The following is a 20,553-nucleotide window of genomic DNA, read 5'->3' on the forward strand; positions in this document are numbered from 1 at the left end:
AGGTAGGCATGCTGACCTTAGGCAAGATCGATCACATCCACATCCGCGTCGGGGACGTCGCGGCGGCGTTGAAATGGTATCAACGCGTGCTGGCGCTGACGCCGGACACCCGTTACAAGACCGATGGCGAACATAACGCCGCCATGCTGGTCAACTCCAGCGGCAGCGTGCGTCTGGCCATCGGCGAGGACGCGGACGCGGTTCCCAGCTCGCAGGGCGCGGTGGCCTTCGTGGTCGGCGGCCAGGATTTCGTCGAGTGGATAGACCGGTTGGCCGGCGAGCGCGTCACCAACCGCGAAGGCCAGAGCATCGCCCGCGACTCGGTGCGGGACCACCGCTTCTTCTGCGCCTTGTCTTTTGTCGACCCCTTTGGCAACCCGTTCGAGATTGTTAGCTACGACCACACCTGGTTGGTGGGCAAGCTGAAGTTGGGCGGCCAGCTCGCAGTCTGATCCGCACGTTCGGGACGCCCGCAGTAAGCGGGTGTTTTTCATTTGGGAGCAAGATATGGGCCATTATCTGACCGACAACCCCGCGCCGGAGGCGGTGGCCGCGATGGGCGGCCTGACGTTGCTGGAGTTCGGCGTCGACTGGTGCCCGCACTGTCAGGGCGCGCAGCCGCTGCTGGCGCAGTTGCTGGCTGCGCAGCCGCAGCTGCGCCATTTGGCGCTGGAGGACGGAAAGGGGAAGCCGCTGGGGCGGGCTTTCCGGGTGAAATTGTGGCCCACCTTCATTCTGCTGCGCGACGGCGTTGAAATCGGCCGCGCTGTGCGCCCGCGAAGCCTGGCCGAACTGGAGTCGGTTGTAGCGGATGCTGGCTGATCGCCGAGGGCGCGCAGGCCGAATTAAGAAAATTTGTGGGCCGGGTTGATGTTCGGCGTGGCGGGATGTAAACGGCGTTGATGCCGATTTTCTGCCGGGAGGCTCCGGCTTTAGCAGATTTTTAAGCGGCTTTGGCTATCTTGCGTGTCCGGCCTTGATTCGCGCAAATGGGTTGCGCGAGCAGGCGCCGACGTGATGGAGATATCCATGTTCGAACTGGGCAAAAGCTATACCCGTGAAGAAATCCACGCCGTGGTCGGCGGCAACAAGCACTCCTATCTGCCGCGCAAGAAGGGCAAGGTGGTGGCCGCCTGCCTGCGTCCGGATCTGAACCCGGACGCGCCCAATGTGATCCTGTGCAACTCCTGCCCGCCGGAGCGCACCGCCGGTGAGCAGCTGGCGCGCCAGGGCGGCGCGATTCCGGTGTTCCTGAAGCAAACCACCAGCAACTGGGCCTATCAGGGCATGTTCCGCGTGCTGTCCAGCGAAACCCACCCGGACGCGTGCGCGCCGCATGCCGCGCGCAGCGCCTGGACCGCGGGTCAGATCAAGCAGGTGTTGAAGCTAGAGAAGCAGGTGCAGTTCTGAAGGGCTGACGCCGGGTTGTTCCTCCTGGCTGCGCAGTCTGAAAAACGGGGCGGGGGCCGCGGCTGAGCGGCGTCCGCCCCGTTGCCATGTTCAGGCCTGCGCTTTGACGCCTAGCCGCCACAAACTGGTGACTTCGGCTTGGCGCGCCGCGCTCAGGCCATCGGTTTGCTCGACCGCCTTCTTGTGGTTGGGCCTGACGTCCAGCCTGCCCAGCACGGCGAGGCCGGCTTGGTCTATCCATTCCAGCAGCTGTTCGCGCGAGCGCAGGCCCAGGTGTTCGGCCAGGTCGGACAGGATCAGCCAGCCTTCGCCGCCGGGCAGCAGATGCGCCGCCAGGCCGTCCAGGTAGCCGCGCAGCATGGCGCTGTCCGGGTCGTAGACCGCGTATTCGATCGCCGAGCTGGGCTTGGCCGGCAGCCAAGGCGGATTGCACACCGCCAGCTGCGCCCGGCCTTGCGGAAACAGGTTGGCGCGCCGCAATTCCACTTGGCCGTCCAGCCGCAGGCGTTGCAGATTGTCGGCGGCGCAGGCGAGGGCGCGCTCGTCCTGGTCGGTGGCGACGACGCGGGCCACGCCACGCTTGGCCAGCAGCGCCGCCAGCACGCCGCTGCCGGCGCCGATGTCGAAGGCCAGCTCCGCGCCGGGTAGCGGAGCGCTGGCCACCAGGTCGACATATTCGCCGCGTATCGGCGCGAACACGCCGTAATGCGGGTAGATGCGAGCGGCCAGCGCCTTCACTTCCACGCCTTTCTTGCGCCACTCGTGCGCGCCTGTCAGGCCCAGCAATTCGCGCAGCGACACCAGCGAGGCTTCGCCGCCTTCGCCGTAGGCCTCCAGGCAGGCTTGGCGCAAGTCGGGCGCGCGCCGCAGCGGGATGGCGTAGTCGGCGTCCAGCGGCAGCACCAGCCGCGACAAAATCTGCGCGCGGCGCCCTTGCGCCTGCCGGTGCAGGTGGAAGGACTCCAGCGGCGTGGCGCCGGGCTTGGCGCCCTTGCGGTCCACGCGCCGCGCCAGCGCCTGCAGCAATTGGCGGGCGTTCTGGTAGTCGCCGCGCCACAGCAGGGTGCCGCCTTCGCAGGCCAGTTTGTAGGCGGCGTCGGCCGACAGGCTGTCGTCGGCGATCACGATGCGTTTGGGCGGCGGCAGGCCGGCTTCGGAGCGCCAGCGGGCGCTGCGCTCGGCGCCGGCTTCCTGCCAGTGTACGGTTGGGGGCGGGTTGGCGCCGGGCTGCGGAGTCGGATTCATGTCGTGCTGTCGGAAAAGGTTGGCCAAAGGCGGGATCGCGTCAGCGCAAGGCCATAAAGGGGGCGACTCACCGCAAGGCGGTGGCGGGCTTCGGAGTGCGGGACTGCGGGGGAAGCCTGAATGGTAAACGCAATGGGCGCTTGCCGTCACCTGAAAAACGCGCCGGGCGGCCTTGGTCGGCAGCCCGGCGCGGCGCCAAGGCTCATTTCAGCTTGACGCCCCAGTTGTCCTCCACGCAGTGCTGGTAGTTGCCGGCCTGCAGCGCGCTGTACGGGGTCTGGTAGCTGACCAGTTGGCACTGGTAGTCGTCGCCCCATTTCCAGTCTTTTTCCCAATAGATGTTGTAGGCGGCGGAGCTGGCCGAAGTGAAGCGTTGCATATTGGCGCAGGACAGCTGCTCGCTGCCGTAGTCCCAGCCCAGATCGTGGGCGAACTGCTGGTAGTAGTCGATGCGGTTCTGCGCGGCTTGGCGCTCGGTGCCGCCGCCGCATTCGCCGTTGATGATCTGGATGGTGGTGGCGAAGTTGTTGCCGGCGCCGGCGGCGATGTCGGCGGCGTTGGGCACCCAGGTGCCGTCCAGCACGTGCAGCATGGAGGGCTTGGGCGGTTGCGGGTAGACGAAGAAAAAGGTGGCCGAGGCCAGGTTGAGCCAGGTGCTGGCCACCAGGTCGGGGTTTTGCAGCAGCACCGACTGGTCGCCGTTGTTCATTGCCTGCGAGAACGGGCCGTAGTTGTAGTTGTAGGACAGCTGCTTGGCGCCGCGGCCGAAGTATTTCTTCCAGCTGCCGTCGGCGTTCTTGCCGCAGGTCCATACCTTGTTGAACACCGGATCGTCGCATTCGGTGTTGTAGCCGCAGCCCGGGCCGGTGTCGGTACAGCCCATCTCGCGCAGGTAGGCCAGGCCCTGCCGCCATTGCGGAATGGTGTCGCTGGCGTCGTGGTTGCCGGTTTCCTGGGCGAAGTGGGCGAACATGGTGGCCAGGCTGTGGCGGCAGATGGCGTCGGCGTCGCGGCCGTCGCTGTAGTCGTCGCACACCGCCGGGAACTTGGCTACCGCCTGCAGGAAGCGGGTATAGGTATAGCTGGGGTCGCGGCGAGTGAAATAGTAATCCCACTTGGCGGAGGGCAGCAGACGTTCCACCCGGCGCACATTGACCGGGTTGGCGGCGCGGCCGGAGGCCACCTGCTCCACCTGGTCGCTGGGCAGCGTGCGGATCGAGGCCTTGACCTTGCGGAAGAAGTCGTTGTTGGTCAGGTCGGCCTCATGCTGCAGCGCCTGCTGCAGCGTGGGGATGACGGGGACGGGGTCGTCCAGCTTGCGCAGCGTGCCGCCGACGTGTGCTATCCACGAGCCTTTGGGGTTGGCGCCTGGGATTTCGCCGCGCGTCGGCCATTTTGCCTGCCAGTCGCGGCCCTGCCATTGCACGACCTGGCCCTTCTGGTAGGGGCGCTGCGAATTCCACGGAGCGGCCAGCGCGGAGCCGGCCAGCAGCAACAAGCCAAACAAAGCGAATTTCATGATGGTCCCTTGGGATTCATGCCAAATGGCACGCAATACCACTATGGAACCAATTTGAAGTATGTCAAATGATTTGCAGGCGGGGCGGCAGCCAACCTGGGGGGTGGATGCGGGGAGGCGCTAAGCGGCTGGCCATGTCCGGCGGCGGATCAGCCGCGTATCGCGCTGATCCAGGCGTCGCCGGCGTAATGCGCGCTGGCGAGGCCGAGCGCGGAGCTGAAGGTGACTGCGAAACGGCGGCCCATCTGTTTGATGGCTACTACTTCAAAGGCGACGGTGTCTTGACCGTGTTGTTCGGTGACGAGGTCGCCCGGTTGTAATTCATGAATTTTCATCAGTGTACCAAGGGCGTGACCGCATGGCGGCCATGCCTGAAATATTAACGGCGTTTGTGTTGCGGCGGACGCGAGCCGCCGCCGATGTTGGCGGTGGGGTGGCGGAAGTTGATGCGGCCCTTGGTCAGGTCGTAAGGCGACATTTCCACGGTGACGCGGTCGCCTACCAGCACGCGGATGCGGTGCATCTTCATCTTACCAGAGCCATAAGCCAGGATTTCAACGTTGTTGTCGAGTTTTACCCGGAAACGCGATTCCGGCAGCATTTCGATGACAACACCTTCCAGTTCGATCATGTCTTCTTTGGACATAACGATTCCTTTCTCAATACGGGTAGTGCAAGGGCCAGCGCGGCTGGCGATGGCGGCAGCCGCGGGCGTTGCGATGGAGCTTCAATTCGGTGACCAAGCAGGCTGGGCGCGCGTGGGCTACCCAACGGGCTAGGCAGGACATCGGGCGTTTGGCCGGACGTCGAAGTATGAGGCAGACGGCATTCTACCGCTAACCGGGAGTCTGGTCAGCAAATTTGTTTACATCGCAGCCTGCGGGGCGGGCGGGGGGGTGATTTTCCGCCGCTGGCGGACGGTTGCCCGCTTCCGCCGCGCGGCATCGCGGGCGGGGCTCACGCCGCCGGCGATGCCGGTTGTTCGCATGCCAGCTGGCCGACACGCACCAGCGCCGCCAGGTAGCGCTCGTCCAGCGGGTAGCAGCAGGACAGGCGCAGCGCGTTGCGGTAGCGGCCGCCGGGGGAGCTGAGCGGCCCGGGGATCAGGCTGATCTTTTCCGCCATCGCGGCGTGGAACAGCGCCACGCTGTCGCAGCCCTCAGGCAGCTCCACCCAGATCAGGAAGCCGCCCTGCGGCGCGGTGGCGTGGGTGCCGGCCGGGAAGTGGCGGGAAATCAGGCCGCGCACTTTCTCGACATGGGCGGCGTAGCGGCGCTTGAGCGTGCGCAGGTGGTGGTCGTAGCCGCCTGACTCCAGAAAGGCCCCCAGCGTTTCGGCCAGCACCAGCGGCTCGGCCACCGAGGACGCGAATTTCAGCTTGCGCAACTGGGCGTCGAAGCGGCCGCCCTCCATCCAGCCGATGCGGAAGTCGGGCGCCAGCGTCTTGGTGTAGCTGGCGCAGACGATCACCCAGCCGTCGGCGTCGAAGGCCTTCACCGCCGGGGCCAGCGTGTCGGCGAACTGCAGCTCGGCGTACAGCGCGTCTTCTATCAACGGCACCTGGTGCTGGTTGACCAGCCGAGCCAGCCGCTTCTTGGCTTCCAGCGGCATGCAGCTGCCCAGCGGGTTGTGGACGTTTGGCATCGCCACCAGCGCCTGGATGCGCTGCTCGGCCAGCAGTACTTCCACCGCGTCTATCGACAGGCCGGTCTGCGGGTCGGTGGGAATTTCCACGGCCTTCAGCCCCAGGCTGGCCAGCAGGGGCAGCAGGTTGAAATAGGTGGGCGACTCCAGCCCCACCGCGTCGCCATGGCGGGTGACGGCGCGCAGCGCCAGTTGCAGCGCTTCCATGCAGCCGTGGGTGAGGATGATGTTGTCCGGCTGCAGCGTCATGCCCAGGTCCATGCCGCGGCGCGCGATCTGGGTGCGCAGCCGCTCCGATCCGGGCGGCAGCGCGTAGGTGCTGACCATGCCGGGCTGGCGGCGCAGGATCTGGCCCATCAGCCGCGCCAGCTTGTTGCCGGGGTAGAAGTCGCCGCCGCGCGGACAGGCCAGCGCCAGGTCGATGAAGCCTTCGCTCTGCTGCGCCTGCAGCACGGTGCCTATCAGGTCCAGCACCACGTTCTGGGTGGGGGTGGCCGGGCCGCTGTGGGTGCTGGCCGGGCGCGCCGGCGACGGCAGCCGTGCGCGCACGTAATAGCCGGACTGGGGGCGGGCCTCGATCAGCCCGCGGTCTTCCAGCACGCGGTAGGCGCTGACCACGGTGTTGAGACTGAGCTGGCGGCTGTGCGCGGTGCGGCGCACCGAGGGCAGGCGCGAGCCCGGCGGCAGCGTGCCGCGGCTGATCGCCAGCGATAGATCGTCGGCCAACTGCTGGTAAAGGGTGGAGGCGTTGTTCTGCATGCGTGGGCCTTGTCGGGGCGGTGGGGCACAGCAGTCATCATAGAGGATGGTGACAGTATCTGAAAACTCCAATCTGTAACCAGATCAATGATTGATTTTTGAGCCTGTATCCATTCAGGCGGCGCGTTTAGCATGGCGGGGTGGGCAAGGGCTGGTCGCCGCTTGCCGTTTTGCGGAGATCCGAGCATGCCTGAATTCGCCTTGCTGTCCTATGTCGCCCTGATGTCGATCACGCCGGGCCCCAACAATCTGATGCTGGCCAGCTCCGGCGTCAATTTCGGCTTCCGCCGCACGCTGCCGCACATGCTGGGCATCAGCCTGGGCTGCGGATTGCAGGTGTTCATCGTGGCTATGCTGCTGGCGCAGATGCTGGGCTGGCTGCAATCGTGGCGCTTGCCGCTGGCGGTGGCGGGGTGCGTCTATCTGCTGTGGCTGTCGTGGAAGATCGCGGGCTCCGGCCAGCCGGAGGCGCGGCAGCAGGCCAGGCCGCTGGGCTTCCTCGGCGCGGCGCTGTTCCAGTGGCTGAATCCCAAGGCCTGGGTGATGGTGCTCAACGCTTCCATCCTGTTCATGCCGGCCGGCCATGCTGGCAAGGCGGCGGCGGCCTTGCTGCTGGCGCTGGCGTTCGCCGTGGTGAATCTGCCCTGCATCAGCGTCTGGGCCTATGGCGGCGAAAGGCTGCGCCACTGGCTGGCCGCGCCGCGCGCCTTGCTGCTGTACAACCTGCTGATGGGCGGCCTGATGGCGGCGACGGCGCTCTGGCTGTTGTATGACGAGTTGGCTCCTGTGCTGGCCGGCCGTGCATGATGTCCATTTTTGGCAGAGTCTTGTCCGCAAGCGGCCTTAAATTGCCGGCTGTGCGGCTCTAAGATGGTGTCCATATTCAACGCACCGCCAAGGAGAGCAAGATGAAGAAGTCGGTATTGCTGGTCATCGATGTGCAAGAGTCGTTCCGTCACCGTCCGTTCTGGAGCGAACAGGACCTGCCTGCCTACCAGGCAGCGCAACAGGCGTTGATCGCCGGCGCCCAGGCGCGCGGCGTGCCGGTGATCAACATCCTGCACGAGTCAAGCGGCGAAGGGCCGTTCTCCGCCGAGTCCGGACTGGTGAAGCCGCTGGCCTGGCTCACCCACCACCCGGCCGCCACCTTTACCAAGCATGTGCACAATGCGCTGACCGATTCCGGCCTGCAGAGCTGGCTGATCCAGCATGGCATCCAGAAACTGGCGATTTCGGGCATCCGCACCGAGCAGTGCTGCGAAACCACCGCCCGCGTGGCGTCGGACCTGGGTTACGAAGTGGACTTCGTCAGCGAGGCCATGCTGACTTTCGCCATGACGCATCCGTCCAGCGGCGTGACCTATAGCGCCGCCGATATCCGCGCCCGCACCGAGCTGGTGCTGACCGGGCGCTTCGCCGCCATCGTCACGGTGGAGGAGGCGCTGCGGCGGATGGAGGGCTGATGGAAATCCGCCGGGCCGCGCTTGCGGCCCGGTATGTCCGTGGAATACAGTGGTGCGAATAGTTCAAATCAGGTGAAACCATGTCTGTCGAAGCAATGAGCTCCCCTCCGGATGGCCTGCCGGCCTACCGCTTGCTGACCGGTCCGGACGACTCCGCCTTTTGCCATCGCGTCAGCGAGGCGTTGGCGCTGGGCTATCGTTTATACGGTTCTCCGGCCGCCGCTTTCAATGGCGAGCGGGTCATCGTGGCGCAGGCGGTACTGTGGCCGGGGAGCAAGCATGCCGCTGGCTGACTTGTTGCAGGCGCTGGCCATCGTGCTGGTGTGGGGCGTCAATTTCGTGGTGATCAAATGGGGCGTGGCCGGCGTGCCGCCGCTGCTGCTGGGGGCGTTGCGCTTTTGCCTGGTGGTGTTCCCGGCGGTGTTTTTTGTGCGTCGGCCGGCCTTGCCTTGGCGTTATCTGGCGTTTTACGGCCTGGCGGTGGGGGTGGGCCAGTTCGGCTGCCTGTTTTCGGCGATCAAGCTGGGCATGCCGGCGGGGCTGGCTTCGGTGGTGCTGCAATCGCAGGCCTTTTTCACCTTGCTGTTGGCGCGTGCTTTCCTGGGGGAGCGTTGGCAGGCCAGCCAGTTGCTGGGCTTGCTGTTGGCGCTGTCTGGACTGGCGCTGATCGGCGTCGGCAAGGGCGGCAATATGAGCGCGGTCGGCTTCGGCTTGACCATTGCCGCCGCCACTTGCTGGGCGGTGTCCAATATCGTGGTGCGCCAGATAGGCCGCGCCGGCCATAAAGTGGAGCCTCTGGGGCTGGTGGTGTGGTCTAGCCTGGTGCCGCCGATTCCTTTTCTCTTGCTGTCCTGGTGGCTGGAGGGCGGCGAACGCATCCTGCCGGCGTTGCGCCATTTCGACCTGCAGTCGCTGTTCGCCGTCGCTTATCTCGCCTTCCTTGGCACCATGTTAGGCTACGGTTTGTGGAGCCGGTTGCTGGCGCGCCACGCCGCCGCCAAGGTGGCGCCGTTTTCCTTGCTGGTGCCGGTGGTGGGCCTGTTGGCCTCGCATCTATTGCTGGGGGAGAGCCTGACCGATCTGCAACTGCTGGGCAGCGGCTTGTTGATGGCGGGTTTGCTGGTCGGCGTGTTCGGCGCGCGGCTGCTGGCCAGCGTCTTGCCTGGCGGGGTCCGCCGTGTCTGACATCTATTTCGTGTTGTCGCCAAGCCTGCTGTTGCTGGACCTGGCCGGGCCCGCGGACGCCTTCCGGCTGGCGGGCCAGCTGGGCGCTGACTTCCGCTTGCATTACCTGGGCGCGACCGCGGAGGTGGGCACTTCGCTGGGTCTGCCGCTTGGGGGCCTGGAGCCTTTGCCGGAGATCTTGCCGGACGGCGCGGTGGTGGTGGCGACCGGGGCGGCGCACTCGGCGCAGGCCTATGCCACGCCGGAGGCGCGGCGCATCGTGTCCTGGCTGGCGGCCCGCCGCCATCTGCCGGGCTTGCGCTGGGTCGGGATTTGCTCCGGCAGCCTGCTGCTTGCCGAGGCCGGGCTGTTCGACGGCAAGTCATGCACCACCCACCATACCCTGCTGGAGCGTCTGCGCGACTTGGCGCCGGCCGCCCGAGTGCAGGAAAACCGGGTATTCGTTCAGGATGGCGCCTGTTACAGCAGCGCCGGCATCACCGCCGGCATCGATCTGGCGCTGCATCTGATCGGCGAATTGGCCGAGCCCGCCATTGCCCGCGAGGTGGCGCGCCACATGGTGGTGTACTTCCGCCGCTCTCCGCAGGACCCGGAACTGTCGCCTTGGCTGGCCTGGCGCAACCACCTGCATCCGGCGCTACACCGCGCGCAGGACCTGATCTGCGCCGACCCGGTGCGCGACTGGCCTTTGCCGGCGCTGGCCGATCTGGTGCACGTCAGCGCGCGCCATCTGTCGCGGCTGTTTCGCGAGCATGCCGGCATTACCGCGCACGATTACCACCGCGCGTTGCGCTTGGCTCTGGCCGACCAGTGGCGCGCGGCCGGCCTGGGCAAGGAGAAGGCGGCGCTGTCAGCCGGCTTTTCTTCGGCCCGCCAGATGAGCCGGGCGGCGGGTTTGAATGACTGAAAGCGGTCGCATTGCGGCTGTTTTCTCAAGTTTCATCAGTTTCGGCCGATGTTCGGGTTGACGAGGCCCGAGAATGGTTCATACCATTCGATCAATATCTATCGGTAACTGCCATGAAAACTGCCCGCTGTCTGCCCCGTATTGTTTCTCTTGCCTTGCTGATCGGTTTGTCCGCCTGCGTCGCGCCCACGCCTCCCAAGGCCCAGGCGATGTCGATGGCTGCGCCGGCGTCGGCGCGCGATAGCCGCATGACGCCCACCGGCGTCGGTTTCGCCGGGTCGGGCGAGGATGGCAGCAGCGAAGAGACCAAGGTGATCGTCAAGGAGGTCAACCCCTACCAGCCCATCATCGTGCGGGTGGTGGGCACCGGGGCGGCGCCGTACACCAACAGCCTGACGCCCTCGCAACGCAAGCTGCTGGCGATGCGCGCGGCGCGGCTGGATGCCTTCCGCAGCATTGCCGAGCAGGTGCAGGGCATGAAGCTGGTCGGCAATAGCGCGGTGTCCAATATGATCGCCAACAGCGATAGCTTCCGCACGTATGTGGACGCCTATCTGCGCGGCGTGTCCATCGTGTCCACCAGCATGAAGCCGGACGGCACCAGCGAGGCTGTGGCGGAGATCACGCTGGATCAGGAGTTCTACAAGCAGTTCAAGAACGCGCTGGACAAGACCGGCAGCGTGATGAGGGCCTCGCAGGAAACCGGCGCCGTCGGCGCCACCACCAGTTCCGCGCCGGCGATGAATGCCGCAATGCCCGCCACGGCGCCGGCCCGTTTCAGCAGCAATTTCTATGTGAACCAGTAAATGAAACGCAACGGTCTGGCCATTGCCGCCCTCGTGGCGGCATTTCTTTTGTGTGGCTCCGCCGGGGCCGCGATATTGTCGGCCGAGGGCGTGGCGCCGCTCGACAACGGGATGGTGGCGGCGCGCGACATGGCGATACGCGATGCGCTCAAGTTGATCGCCATTCGCCAGGGCGCGCGGGTGGAGTCGGCGCAGGTGCTGGAAAACGGCAGAACCAGCGAGTCCGGCACGCTGACGGCCTCCGGCGCGGTGCAGGGCACGATCACGGTGGTGAATGAATACCAGCAGGGCAAGCTGTATCACGTCAAGGTGCAGGTGGATGCCGGCGACCCGGCGGCGGCCCCGCGCCCCCGCGACCCCTCTTGCGCGATGCCGCCGGGGCGTTCGCTGCGGCGCAAGCTGGTGACCACCTATTTCGACGTGGAGCGGCCGGCGGAGGCTTCCGACATGCCGGATCTGGCGACCGCGTTGCCGACCGAGCTGTCGCGCCGCTTGGCGCGCAATTCCATGCTGACGGTTCGCGACGCCAATACGATCTCGGTGCTGGCGGACAGCCGCGTCTCCGAAGCCGCCGCCGGTTGGCAGATCGCCAGCGAGCTGGGTCAGCGCGAGGACGTGCAGTTCGTGGTGGCGGGGAGGGTGCTGTCCACCTCGGTGACCGCCAAAGGCGCGCGGCCTTCGTTTTTTGAATCCAACAATACCAGCCAGCAGGGGTCGTTCTACAACGGCCCGTTCGCTGGAATGTTCGGCATGGGGGTCAAGTATGTGCCCACCCAGCGTCAGTTTGACGCCGAAATCTGGATTTACGATGGCTTGACCGGCTCATTACTGGCCAACGAGCGCGTCAGCGGTCTGGCCAAGGGAACGGTATCGCCGCCTTCGCCGCAGCCATTCGCCTCGGCCGCCTTCTGGCAGAGCGACTACGGCAGGCTGGTGGACAAGCTGTTGAGCCAGGCGTCGCAGCGGGTGGACGACATCATCTCCTGCATTCCGTTTTCCGCCCGCATCGTCAGGCTGGAGGGCAAGCGCGTCTACATCAACGCCGGCCTGCTGGACGGCATGGCGGTGGGCGACAAGCTGCTGTTGTACCGGCGTTCGTCGGGGCAACCGGTGCGCGACCTGATTTCCGGCCGCGAACTGGGAATGCCGGAAAGCCTGAACGGCGACGTCAGCCTGGTGCAGGTGCAGCCCAACTTCTCCATCGGCATCGTGCAGAGCAATAGCCAGGCGGTGTCCGCCGGCGACTACGTCCGCTTCGTGCCCGGGCGCTGATCCGCCCTGGCGTGGGGAGGGCGCCGAGGGCGGGGGCGGTTCAGGCGAAGGCCTGGCAGACGTCCACCCACTGGCCAGTGGTGATCTCGCGCAGGCGCTGCGGGCTGATGCGCACCGCGCTGTGCACCGCGCCGGCGGCCGGCAGCACCTCGTCGAAAGCCTGGATGGATACGTCCAGATAGATAGGCAGCTCGCGCGCCAGGCCAAACGGGCAGACGCCGCCCACCGGATGGCCGGTGATGGCCTCCACTTCCTCTGGCGGCAGCATCTTGCCCTTGCCGAAGGCATCCTTGAACTTGCGGTTGTCGATGCGGGCATCGCCGCGCGCCACCAGAATCACCTCGCGGCCGTCGTTCAGGCGGAAGGCCAGGGTCTTGGCGATGCGGCCGGCTTCCACGCCGTGGGCGGCGGCGGCTTCGGCTACGGTGGCGGTGCTGACCGTCAGCTCGATGATGGTGATGTCCAGCGCTTGGGACGAGAAAAACTGGCGGACCGATTCCATGCTCATGGGGCGCGCTCGCAGTGGGAAGGAATCGTCATTATTTCCCACTGCGGCGGCGGCTGGGAAGCGCTTTGTTTTACGGCTGGCGGGCGATCTCCGCCAGCTTGTCGGCGATGTCTTGCGAGGTGGCGGCCTGCTGTTCGGAGGCGTTGGCGATCTGCACCACGAAGTCGCGCATATTGTTGATTTCCTCGACGATCTTGTTCAGCGCCTGTTCGGCGCGCTGGAAGTCGCTCTCGGTGGCGTCCACCTGTTTGCGGCCCTGTTCTATGGCCTGAACGTTCTGTTGCACCTCGTTCTGGATGTCGCGGATCATGGTGCCGATCTCCTGAGTCGCCTTGCTGGTGCGCTCGGCGAGCTTCCTAACCTCGTCGGCCACCACCGCGAAGCCGCGGCCCATCTCGCCGGCGCGCGCGGCCTCGATCGCTGCGTTGAGCGCCAGCAGATTGGTCTGGTCGGCGATGTCCTTGATCACGTTGACGATCTGGCCTATGGTCTCCGAGCGCTGTCCCAGCGACACCAGGCTGTCCGCGGTATTGCGCACCATGCCGCCCACGCTTTTCATGCTGGAGCTGGTTTCGTTGATGATGGCGGAGCCCTGCTTGCCCTCGGACAGCATCAGATTGGCCGATTCCGACGCCGAGGCGGTTTGTACCGCCACGTTTTGAATGGTGGCGCTCATCGCCTGCATGTTTTCCGACAGCTCGTTGACGCGGGCCTCCAGAAATTCGCCGCGGCGGTTGGCTTCTTCCTGAAACTGGCGGGCCTTCTCTTCCGCCGAAATATCCTGAAAGCTGGCCATGAAGCAGCGCAGCCGATCCGGTTCGCGGGTGTCCCAGATCGGGAATATCTTCGTCTTGAAGATGATCTCGCCCACCGGAATGATGGCGTAGTGCTCCTGGATGCGGCGGTTGGCCAGATCGTTGAAGACGGCGCGTATCCGTTCGGGATCTTTGTGGAATTGATGGATGCTGTGGGCGTCGGCATTGGCGACGTCGGTGCCGGGGCGGAAGCGCTGGTTCAGCGCCTGGCGGTGCTGCGCCAGCACGTCGCGCGCGGTCTTGTTCATGTAGAAGATGACGTTGTCGCGGCTGGTGTCGCACAGCATGATCAGGTTGTCGGAGTGGTCCAGCATGCTTTGCAGCTGGTGTATGGTCTGCTCCATCTCGGCAGACTTGTCGGTCTTGCTGGCAAATCCGAACATCATTCTCTCCCCGAGCCGTTATTCGGTTCTAATCGAAACATTAATAATATGGGGTGTGGTACAGCCAGGGGAGAATAGCAAGGGCTAACGGCGGGGATCCGGCGCATTGCCGGGAAATGACCTGCCTATGGCCAGGCCTAGTGATTTCGCGTATCCATCCGCATGGCTTTATCCGTCCGGCGAGGGCCGAGCCCTAGTCGCTTAACGGCAGCGCCAGCGTTTCCTTCACCTCCTCCATCACCACGTAGCTTTTGGATTCTTTGGCCGACGGCAACTGCAGCAGGATGTCGCCCAAGAGCTTGCGGTACATCGACATGTCCGGAATGCGCGCCTTGATCAGATAGTCGAAGTCGCCGGATACCAGATGGCATTCGAGGATTTCCGGGATGCTCAGGATCTCGCGGCGGAAGGCGTCGAAGATGTTGCCGGACTTCGCCTCCAGCTTGATTTCGACGAAAACCAACAAGGACGCGTCCAGCGCATGCGGATTGAGCCGGGCGTAATAGCCTTCGATGAAGCCGTCGCGCTCCATGCGCCGCACCCGTTCGGTGCAGGGGGTGGTGGACAGGCCCACTTTTTCCGCCAGTTCCGTCATCGCGATGCGGCCGTTTTTCTGCAGGATGCGCAGGATTTTCCGGTCCATCTTGTCCAGCGCCTTGCCGGTGGTGGTGACTGTCTTCATATTTTCACTGTTAGGACGACAAAATCTTGATCTTAATTAATTGATTCTCGTCAATTTCAGTGAAAAAAACCAGCTGTCTATCAATATACTAGCGAAATTCACTAGCTGTAGTGACATGGCTACAATCGGAGACAAGACAATGAAGGTAATCGTGCTGGGCGGCGGCGTTCTGGGCGTGTCCACCGCGTGGTATCTGGCCAAGGCCGGCTGCCAGGTGACGGTGCTGGAGCGGCAGGACGGCGTGGCGCTGGAAACCAGTTTCGGCAACGCCGGCCAGATTTCTCCCGGTTATTCCGCGCCGTGGGCCGCGCCCGGCATTCCGCAGAAGGCGGTCAAGTGGATGTTCCAGCGCCATGCGCCGCTGGCGGTCAGCCCGGACGGCAGCCTGTACCAGTTGCAGTGGATCGCCAAGATGCTGGCCAACTGCAATGAAAAATCCTATGCGGTGAACAAGAGCCGCATGATGCGGCTGGCGGAATACAGCCGCGACAAGATCAAGGAGCTGCGAGCCGAAACCGGCCTGGACTATGAAGGCCGCCAGGGCGGCACGCTGCAGCTGTTCCGCAGCCAGGCCCAGGTGGAGGGCATGGCCAAGGACATCGCCGTGCTGCGCGAATGCGGCGTGGATTTCAACGTGCTGGACCCGGACGGCTGCGCCCGCGTCGAGCCGGCGCTGGCGGCGGTCAAGCACAAGCTGGCCGGCGGCCTGCAACTGCCCAACGACGAGACCGGCGATTGCAATCTGTTCACCAGCCGCCTGGCCGATCTGGCGCGCGGCAAGGGCGTAGAGTTCCGCTTCGGCGTCAGCGTCGACGCCATCGAGAGCGACGGCAAGCGGATCACCGGCGTGCGCGTCGGCGACGAACTGCTGAAGGCCGACCATTACGTGGTGGCGCTGGGCAGCTATTCGCGCGATCTGGTGAAAAACCTGGGAGTAGACATCCCGGTTTATCCGGTGAAAGGTTATTCGTTGACTGTGCCGATCACCAATCCGGCCGGCGCGCCCACTTCCACCATTCTGGATGAAACCTACAAGGTGGCGATCACCCGTTTCGACAACCGCATCCGCGTCGGCGGCATGGCCGAGCTGTCGGGCTACAATCTGGAACTGAACCCGCGCCGCCGCGAGACGCTGGAAATGGTGGTGGGCGACCTGTATCCCAATGGCGGCGACATCCCGGCGGCCAGCTTCTGGACCGGCCTGCGGCCGATGACGCCGGACGGCACGCCCATCGTCGGCGGCACCCGCTACGCCAACCTGTCGCTGAACACCGGCCACGGCACGCTGGGCTGGACTATGTGCGCCGGCTCCGGCAAGGTGCTGGCCGACATCATCACCGGCGCCAAGCCGGAAATCAGCATCGACGGCCTGTCGATGCAACGCTACGCCAAGCAGGGAGAAACCCTGGTGGTGCCGGTGGGCCGTCCCGCGGTGCAAGGGGTCTGATTCGATGCGTCCCCTGATCGCGACGATACGGTTGGAGCATCTGCGCCATAACTACCGGCTGACCAGGTCCATCCACGGCGACAAGATGCTGGCGGTGCTGAAGGCCAATGCCTACGGCCATGGCGCGGTGCGTTGCGCCCGAGCGCTGGAGGATATCGCCGACGGCTTCGCCGTCGCCTGCCTGGAAGAGGCGCTGGAATTGCGCGCCGCCGGCATCGCCAGCCCCATCCTGCTGTTGGAGGGCGTGTTCGAGGCCGAGGAACTCAAGGCGGTAGACGAGCACGGCCTGTGGATGGCGGTGACCAGCGAGCAGCAATTGCGCATAGTCGAGCAATCGGCCCCGGCGCGGCCGTTCAATGTCTGGCTGATGCTGGACTCCGGCATGCACCGCGAAGGCTTCGTGCCGGCAAGCTACCATGCCGCATGGCATAGGCTGGAGGCCTGCGGCAAGGTGGAAAAGATCAGCAAGATGACCCACTTTGCCCGCGCCGACGAGCCGGAAGTGGCGATGACCTTCTCCCAGCTGGAGGCGTTCGACGCCGCGGTGCGCGGCCTGCCGGCCGGCGACGAGTCGGTCGCCAATTCGGCCGGCATCCTGTGCCACGCTCGCGCGCAGCGCAACTGGGGCCGGGTCGGCATCGCGCTGTACGGCGTGACGCCGTTGCCGGCCGGTTTCGAGCAGGGCGCAGAGCTGCGTCCGGTGATGCGCTTTTCCAGCCGCATTTTCGGCGTGCGCGAGCTGGCGGCCGGCGAACCCATCGGTTACGGCGACAACTTCGTCACCGACCGGCCCACCCGCGTCGGCCTGGTGGCTTGCGGCTATGCCGACGGTTATCCGCGCCGCGCATCCAGCGGCAGCCCGGTGTTGATAGACGGCCAGCGCTCCAGACTGATAGGCCGGGTGTCGATGGACATGCTGACGGTGGACATCACAGATCTGCCGGCTGCCGGCATCGGCAGCGAGGTCGAGCTGTGGGGCGACGCGGTGTCGGTCAACGAGGTGGCGGCCCACGCCGGCACCATAGGCTACGAGCCCTTGTGCAACGTCAAGCGCGCGCGTTTCGCCTATTGCTGACTGGCGTGCGGCAATGAGAAAGCCCGGCCGACGAGCCGGGCTTTTCTGTTGTCGGCCGGCTCAGCCGCGCTGCATCACCAGCTTCTCCACTCTTTGGGTGGCGTCGCGGGTGCGCTCGGCCAGCTTGCGCACCTCGTCCGCCACCACCGCGAAGCCGCGGCCGGTTTCGCCGGCGCGGGCGGCTTCTATCGCCGCGTTCAGCGCCAGCAGGTTGGTCTGGTCGGCGATGGACTGGATGGTGCTGACGATGGCGGCGATTTCGCCCAGGCTCTTTTCCAGCTGCTGCCGTTGCTGGCTTTCGCTGTCCAGCGCCGCCGAGCGCTTTTCCGCGTCGATGTCGGTCAGCGCGCCCACCACCCGCTGCGGCGCGCCGTCGGCTGCGCGTTTGGTCTGGCCGCGGGCGCGAAACCAGTGGTATTCGCCGTTCCTGCACTGCAACCGGTATTCCAGATCGTAGGGCGTCTGGCCGCTGCGGTCTTCCAGATGGGCGGCGAAGGCGTTCAGCACCCTTTGCTTGTCATCGGGGTGCAGGCGGCTGGACCAACTTTCCAGCACGTTGGGGAATTCGTGCTCGCTGTCGAAGCCCAGTTGCTTGCGGAACTGCGGCGACCACCAGAAGGCGTTGTTGCCGTTGACAGGATTGGCCGCATCCACTTCCATATCCCATAGCCCCTCGGCCAACATCGCGCTGCCCAGCTCGAAACGGGTCATGGTTCGTTCCAACTGCTGCTGTTGCTGGCGCGCTTCGGTGATGTCCGTCAGCGAGCCGGCCACCCGCAGCGGAATACCGCGCTCGTCGCGCAAGGTGGCGCCGCGGGCGCGGAACCAGCGGTATTCGCCGCTCTTGCATTGCAGCCGGTATACGATGTCGTACGGCGTCTGGGCGCTGCGGTCGTTCAGGTGGGCGGCAAAAGCATCCAGCGTGCGCGGCCTGTTGTCCGGGTGAAGACGGTTGGCCCAACTGGCCAGCACGTCGGGAAAGTCGCGCGGGTCGTGAAAGCCCAGCAAGGAGCGGAAGGTCGACGACCACCAGAACACATTGTTGGGGTTGACCGGATCGCCGGCCACCACCGACATGTCCCACAGGCCTTCGCTGGCGGCGCGGTTGACCAGGTCGAAGCGGGTGGAAACCCGCTCTAGCCGTTCTTCGGCCTCCTGCAAGGCCTCCTGCAACCGCGCAAGCTGCCTGGATGCGGACACCCGTTCCTCGCCAGCCTGGGTGATCTGCTGGTCGCGTTGCTCCCATACCCGCGACAGCTTTTCGCCCAGCGCGCGCCAGCGCTCGCTGCCATGAATGTGCCATTTGGCGGATTCGCCGCGCAGCACGGCTTCGGCGGCGTTTTCCAGCTGATTGATCATTTTATTGCCTGCAAACCACATGGGTGCGCTCCGGGTGAATGGTCAGGCTTTAAGCATAGGCATGCACCATGCCGATGGAATATGTATAAATACTATTCAAAACCGCATCGGCTGCCGTGGATCCGGCGGCAGGTTCCGGGGAGCGGGGCGCTGTGGTTTAATGGCGGCCTTTCATTTCATGACAATTGTTTCGGCCGGACGCCAACGCTGGTCGAAACCACGCAGAACCACCAACCGCGATGAACCCTTCCCGTACCGCGCTGGGCCTGCTGCTGGCCTGCGCCTTACCCACCTGGGCCGATACGCCGCCCATTCCTCCCGCGTTGCGGGATGACGGCGACGCCCGCCGTCTGCTGCAGGACAACAGCCGGCGTTTCGACGACCTGATCCAGCAACAGAAGCTGCGGCAGATCAACAGCGGCGGCAGCGCGCTATCCGGCCAGGAGGCGCCGGTGCTGCGAGGCCGGGAATGCCTGTCGGTCAGCGGGCTGCGCCTTGCCGGCATTTCCCTGTTGTCGCGCGATGAGGTCAAGGCGCTGGGCCTGCCGCATGGCGACTGCCTGGACCTGGCCGAACTCAACCGCTTCAGCCGCGCGCTGACCGCGCGGTATCTGCAGCGCGGCTTCATCGCCGCCCGGGTGCGGGTGGATGGGCCGGACGCGGGGGGCGTGCTGACGCTGCGGGTGGAAGAGGGTAGGGTAGCGGCCATCCGCAGCGACGATCCCTCGCTGCGCGCCGCCAATCTGTTTCCCGGTTTGGCGGGGCAGCCGCTGAATGTGCGCGATCTGGACCAGGGGTTGGACCAGGCCAACCGGCTGCGCTCCAACCATGTGACGGTGGACGTGCAGCCGGGCGAGCGCGTCGGTGAGACCATCCTGCAGCTGCACAACCAGCCCGATTCCCGGCTGTCCGGCAGCGTGGCGCTGGACAACACTGGTCGCCAGTCCACCGGCCGCATGCAGGCCGGCGCGAGTTTGGGGTGGGACAATGTTTCCGGCTGGACCGACTTTCTCAACTTGTCGGCGCAGGCCACCACCGAAAATCCGTCGGTTCGCCATAGCCGCAGCGAGTCGCTGTTTTATTCCTTGCCCTATGGCTACTGGACCTTCAGCGCCTTCGCCAGCCGTTCCGACTATCTCAGCCCGTTCCCGCTCCCCCAGAGCGGCGGCAGCGCGCAGCTGTCGGGCTTGACCACGCAAACCGGCTTGCGGCTGGACAGGGTGTTGTCGCGCGACCAGGGCCATGTGCTGACCGCCGACGTGCAGCTGGTGCAGAAGCGGGTGCGCAATTATTTTCAGGATCTGCAGCTAGGCAACAGTAGCCCCAATCTGGCGGTGCTGGAGACCGGGCTGTCGCAAATGCTGATCCTGCCCTCAGGCTTGCTGCAGCTGGACGGCGGCCTGCAGCGCGGCACGCGCTGGCTGGGAGCGGACGCGTCAGACGCCACCCATCCCGGCACGCCGAACCCGCAGTTCAACAAGCTGAAGCTTGGCCTGGCCTGGTATCAGACCCTGCGTTTGCCGGGCGGACCCTGCCAGTGGCAAAGTGCGTTGTCGGGCCAGGCCAGCCGCGACGCGCTGCCCGGGGTGGAGAAGCTGGACATCGCCGACAGCAGCGCGGTGCGCGGCTTTCGCACTAACTCCCTGGTTTCCGAAACCGGCTGGTATTGGCGCAATACCGTGTCCAGGCGGCTGCAGTATGGCGATTGGACGCTGACGCCTAGGCTGGGCCTGGATGGCGGCAGGGTGCTGCAGCGCGGTAGCCAGGATGCCTGGCAGAACATCGCCGGTGCGGATGCCGGCGTGACAATTGGCGGCGGCGGCGTGACGCTGGATCTGGACTACAGCCGGCCGCTGTACAAGCCTTCATCCTGGCCAGTTGAAGGCCACATCCTGTTTGCGCGGCTTAACTGGCAGTGGTGAGCGGGTCGTTGTGTAAATGAAACGAAAACAATTTTAAGAATGTTGTGAATAAGTATTTCAATTGATTTGATTTAAAAAAAACCTTAGATTCCAAATCAAACGGTTGTTTTAATGGCTGCGCCATGCGCTGCGCGCCGGTGACCTTGGTTTCG

General features: G+C 65.1%; 22 protein-coding genes. 13 read left to right on the plus strand and 9 right to left on the minus strand.

From position 1 onward, the window contains the following. Positions 1 to 8: 8 nt before the first annotated feature. The 3 genes from BI347_RS14930 to BI347_RS14940 all read left to right on the plus strand — a co-directional run bounded on the left by BI347_RS14930 (position 9) and on the right by BI347_RS14940 (position 1,410). Positions 9 to 452 (plus strand): VOC family protein, encoded by a 444-nt coding sequence (locus tag BI347_RS14930; protein WP_071113043.1) that lies wholly within the window; start codon positions 9 to 11, stop codon positions 450 to 452. A gap of 55 nt (positions 453 to 507) precedes the next feature. Beyond that, positions 508 to 822, plus strand: a complete 315-nt coding sequence (locus BI347_RS14935) for a thioredoxin family protein (RefSeq protein ID WP_071113042.1) — start codon at positions 508 to 510, stop codon at positions 820 to 822. A 207-nt stretch (positions 823 to 1,029) separates the two neighbouring features. Beyond that, complete coding sequence (locus BI347_RS14940; RefSeq protein ID WP_071116217.1) at positions 1,030 to 1,410, plus strand: DUF6697 family protein; 381 nt, start codon at positions 1,030 to 1,032, stop codon at positions 1,408 to 1,410. 90 nt (positions 1,411 to 1,500) lie between these two features. On the opposite strand, the gene BI347_RS14945 is transcribed toward BI347_RS14940, so the two are convergent. From BI347_RS14945 to BI347_RS14965, 5 genes are all read right to left on the minus strand, one after another. Continuing rightward, entirely contained in the window at positions 1,501 to 2,655 is a 1,155-nt protein-coding gene (locus tag BI347_RS14945; RefSeq protein ID WP_071116218.1) for a N5-glutamine methyltransferase family protein, read from the minus strand. 202 nt (positions 2,656 to 2,857) lie between these two features. Next, a complete protein-coding gene (locus BI347_RS14950; protein ID WP_083338904.1) occupies positions 2,858 to 4,174 on the minus strand; it encodes a glycoside hydrolase family 19 protein in 1,317 nt (438 codons plus the stop codon). A gap of 149 nt (positions 4,175 to 4,323) precedes the next feature. After that, entirely contained in the window at positions 4,324 to 4,509 is a 186-nt protein-coding gene (locus BI347_RS14955; protein WP_071113039.1) for a hypothetical protein, read from the minus strand. Between the two features lie 44 nt (positions 4,510 to 4,553). Next, positions 4,554 to 4,820, minus strand: a complete 267-nt coding sequence (gene infA, locus BI347_RS14960; RefSeq protein WP_071113038.1) for a translation initiation factor IF-1 — start codon at positions 4,818 to 4,820, stop codon at positions 4,554 to 4,556. Positions 4,821 to 5,131: 311 nt separating this feature from the next. Beyond that, positions 5,132 to 6,577 carry an aminotransferase-like domain-containing protein gene (locus BI347_RS14965; protein WP_071113037.1) on the minus strand — a complete coding sequence of 482 codons (1,446 nt, stop codon included), beginning with the start codon at positions 6,575 to 6,577 and terminating at the stop codon, positions 5,132 to 5,134. A gap of 186 nt (positions 6,578 to 6,763) precedes the next feature. On the opposite strand from BI347_RS14965, the gene BI347_RS14970 reads away from it, so the two are divergent. From BI347_RS14970 to BI347_RS15000, 7 genes are all read left to right on the plus strand, one after another. Then, positions 6,764 to 7,384: a LysE family translocator gene (locus tag BI347_RS14970; protein ID WP_071113036.1), complete on the plus strand. Its 621-nt coding sequence runs from the start codon at positions 6,764 to 6,766 to the stop codon at positions 7,382 to 7,384. 101 nt (positions 7,385 to 7,485) lie between these two features. Then, on the plus strand, positions 7,486 to 8,040 hold the full coding sequence (locus BI347_RS14975; RefSeq protein WP_071113035.1) for an isochorismatase family protein: 555 nt from the start codon (positions 7,486 to 7,488) through the stop codon (positions 8,038 to 8,040). An 80-nt stretch (positions 8,041 to 8,120) separates the two neighbouring features. Continuing rightward, positions 8,121 to 8,333 carry a DUF1737 domain-containing protein gene (locus BI347_RS14980; protein WP_239690893.1) on the plus strand — a complete coding sequence of 71 codons (213 nt, stop codon included), beginning with the start codon at positions 8,121 to 8,123 and terminating at the stop codon, positions 8,331 to 8,333. Beyond that, complete coding sequence (locus BI347_RS14985) at positions 8,320 to 9,225, plus strand: EamA family transporter (RefSeq protein WP_071116220.1); 906 nt, start codon at positions 8,320 to 8,322, stop codon at positions 9,223 to 9,225. Before BI347_RS14980 ends, BI347_RS14985 begins: the two co-directional genes overlap by 14 nt. Continuing rightward, positions 9,218 to 10,132 carry a GlxA family transcriptional regulator gene (locus BI347_RS14990; RefSeq protein ID WP_071113032.1) on the plus strand — a complete coding sequence of 305 codons (915 nt, stop codon included), beginning with the start codon at positions 9,218 to 9,220 and terminating at the stop codon, positions 10,130 to 10,132. Before BI347_RS14985 ends, BI347_RS14990 begins: the two co-directional genes overlap by 8 nt. Positions 10,133 to 10,245: 113 nt before the next feature. Then, positions 10,246 to 10,938, plus strand: coding sequence for an LPP20 family lipoprotein (locus BI347_RS14995; protein ID WP_083338905.1), 693 nt, complete (start codon positions 10,246 to 10,248; stop codon positions 10,936 to 10,938). Beyond that, positions 10,939 to 12,210 carry a flagellar assembly protein T N-terminal domain-containing protein gene (locus tag BI347_RS15000; protein WP_071113031.1) on the plus strand — a complete coding sequence of 424 codons (1,272 nt, stop codon included), beginning with the start codon at positions 10,939 to 10,941 and terminating at the stop codon, positions 12,208 to 12,210. Between the two features lie 40 nt (positions 12,211 to 12,250). Here the strand turns inward: BI347_RS15000 and BI347_RS15005 are convergent, their stop codons facing one another. From BI347_RS15005 to BI347_RS15015, 3 genes are all read right to left on the minus strand, one after another. Beyond that, entirely contained in the window at positions 12,251 to 12,718 is a 468-nt protein-coding gene (locus tag BI347_RS15005; RefSeq protein WP_071116221.1) for a YbaK/EbsC family protein, read from the minus strand. Positions 12,719 to 12,788: 70 nt separating this feature from the next. After that, positions 12,789 to 13,916, minus strand: coding sequence for a methyl-accepting chemotaxis protein (locus BI347_RS15010; protein WP_071113051.1), 1,128 nt, complete (start codon positions 13,914 to 13,916; stop codon positions 12,789 to 12,791). 193 nt (positions 13,917 to 14,109) lie between these two features. Continuing rightward, the gene (locus BI347_RS15015; RefSeq protein WP_071113029.1) at positions 14,110 to 14,598 is read right to left on the minus strand and encodes a winged helix-turn-helix transcriptional regulator; all 489 of its coding nucleotides are present in this window, start codon (positions 14,596 to 14,598) and stop codon (positions 14,110 to 14,112) included. A gap of 85 nt (positions 14,599 to 14,683) precedes the next feature. On the opposite strand from BI347_RS15015, the gene BI347_RS15020 reads away from it, so the two are divergent. After that, positions 14,684 to 16,045, plus strand: coding sequence for a D-amino acid dehydrogenase (locus BI347_RS15020; RefSeq protein WP_338032393.1), 1,362 nt, complete (start codon positions 14,684 to 14,686; stop codon positions 16,043 to 16,045). A 4-nt stretch (positions 16,046 to 16,049) separates the two neighbouring features. Further along, complete coding sequence (alr, locus tag BI347_RS15025; RefSeq protein WP_071116223.1) at positions 16,050 to 17,120, plus strand: alanine racemase; 1,071 nt, start codon at positions 16,050 to 16,052, stop codon at positions 17,118 to 17,120. Positions 17,121 to 17,180: 60 nt separating this feature from the next. Here alr and BI347_RS24840 read toward each other — a convergent pair whose 3' ends face one another. Next, a complete protein-coding gene (locus BI347_RS24840; protein WP_275638105.1) occupies positions 17,181 to 18,479 on the minus strand; it encodes a PAS domain-containing protein in 1,299 nt (432 codons plus the stop codon). A 239-nt stretch (positions 18,480 to 18,718) separates the two neighbouring features. Between BI347_RS24840 and BI347_RS15035 the strand changes: the two genes are divergently transcribed. Further along, entirely contained in the window at positions 18,719 to 20,401 is a 1,683-nt protein-coding gene (locus tag BI347_RS15035; RefSeq protein WP_083338906.1) for a ShlB/FhaC/HecB family hemolysin secretion/activation protein, read from the plus strand. Positions 20,402 to 20,553 lie beyond the last annotated feature (152 nt).

It is taken from the genome of Chromobacterium sphagni, assembly GCF_001855575.1.
GTDB lineage: Bacteria > Pseudomonadota > Gammaproteobacteria > Burkholderiales > Chromobacteriaceae > Chromobacterium > Chromobacterium sphagni.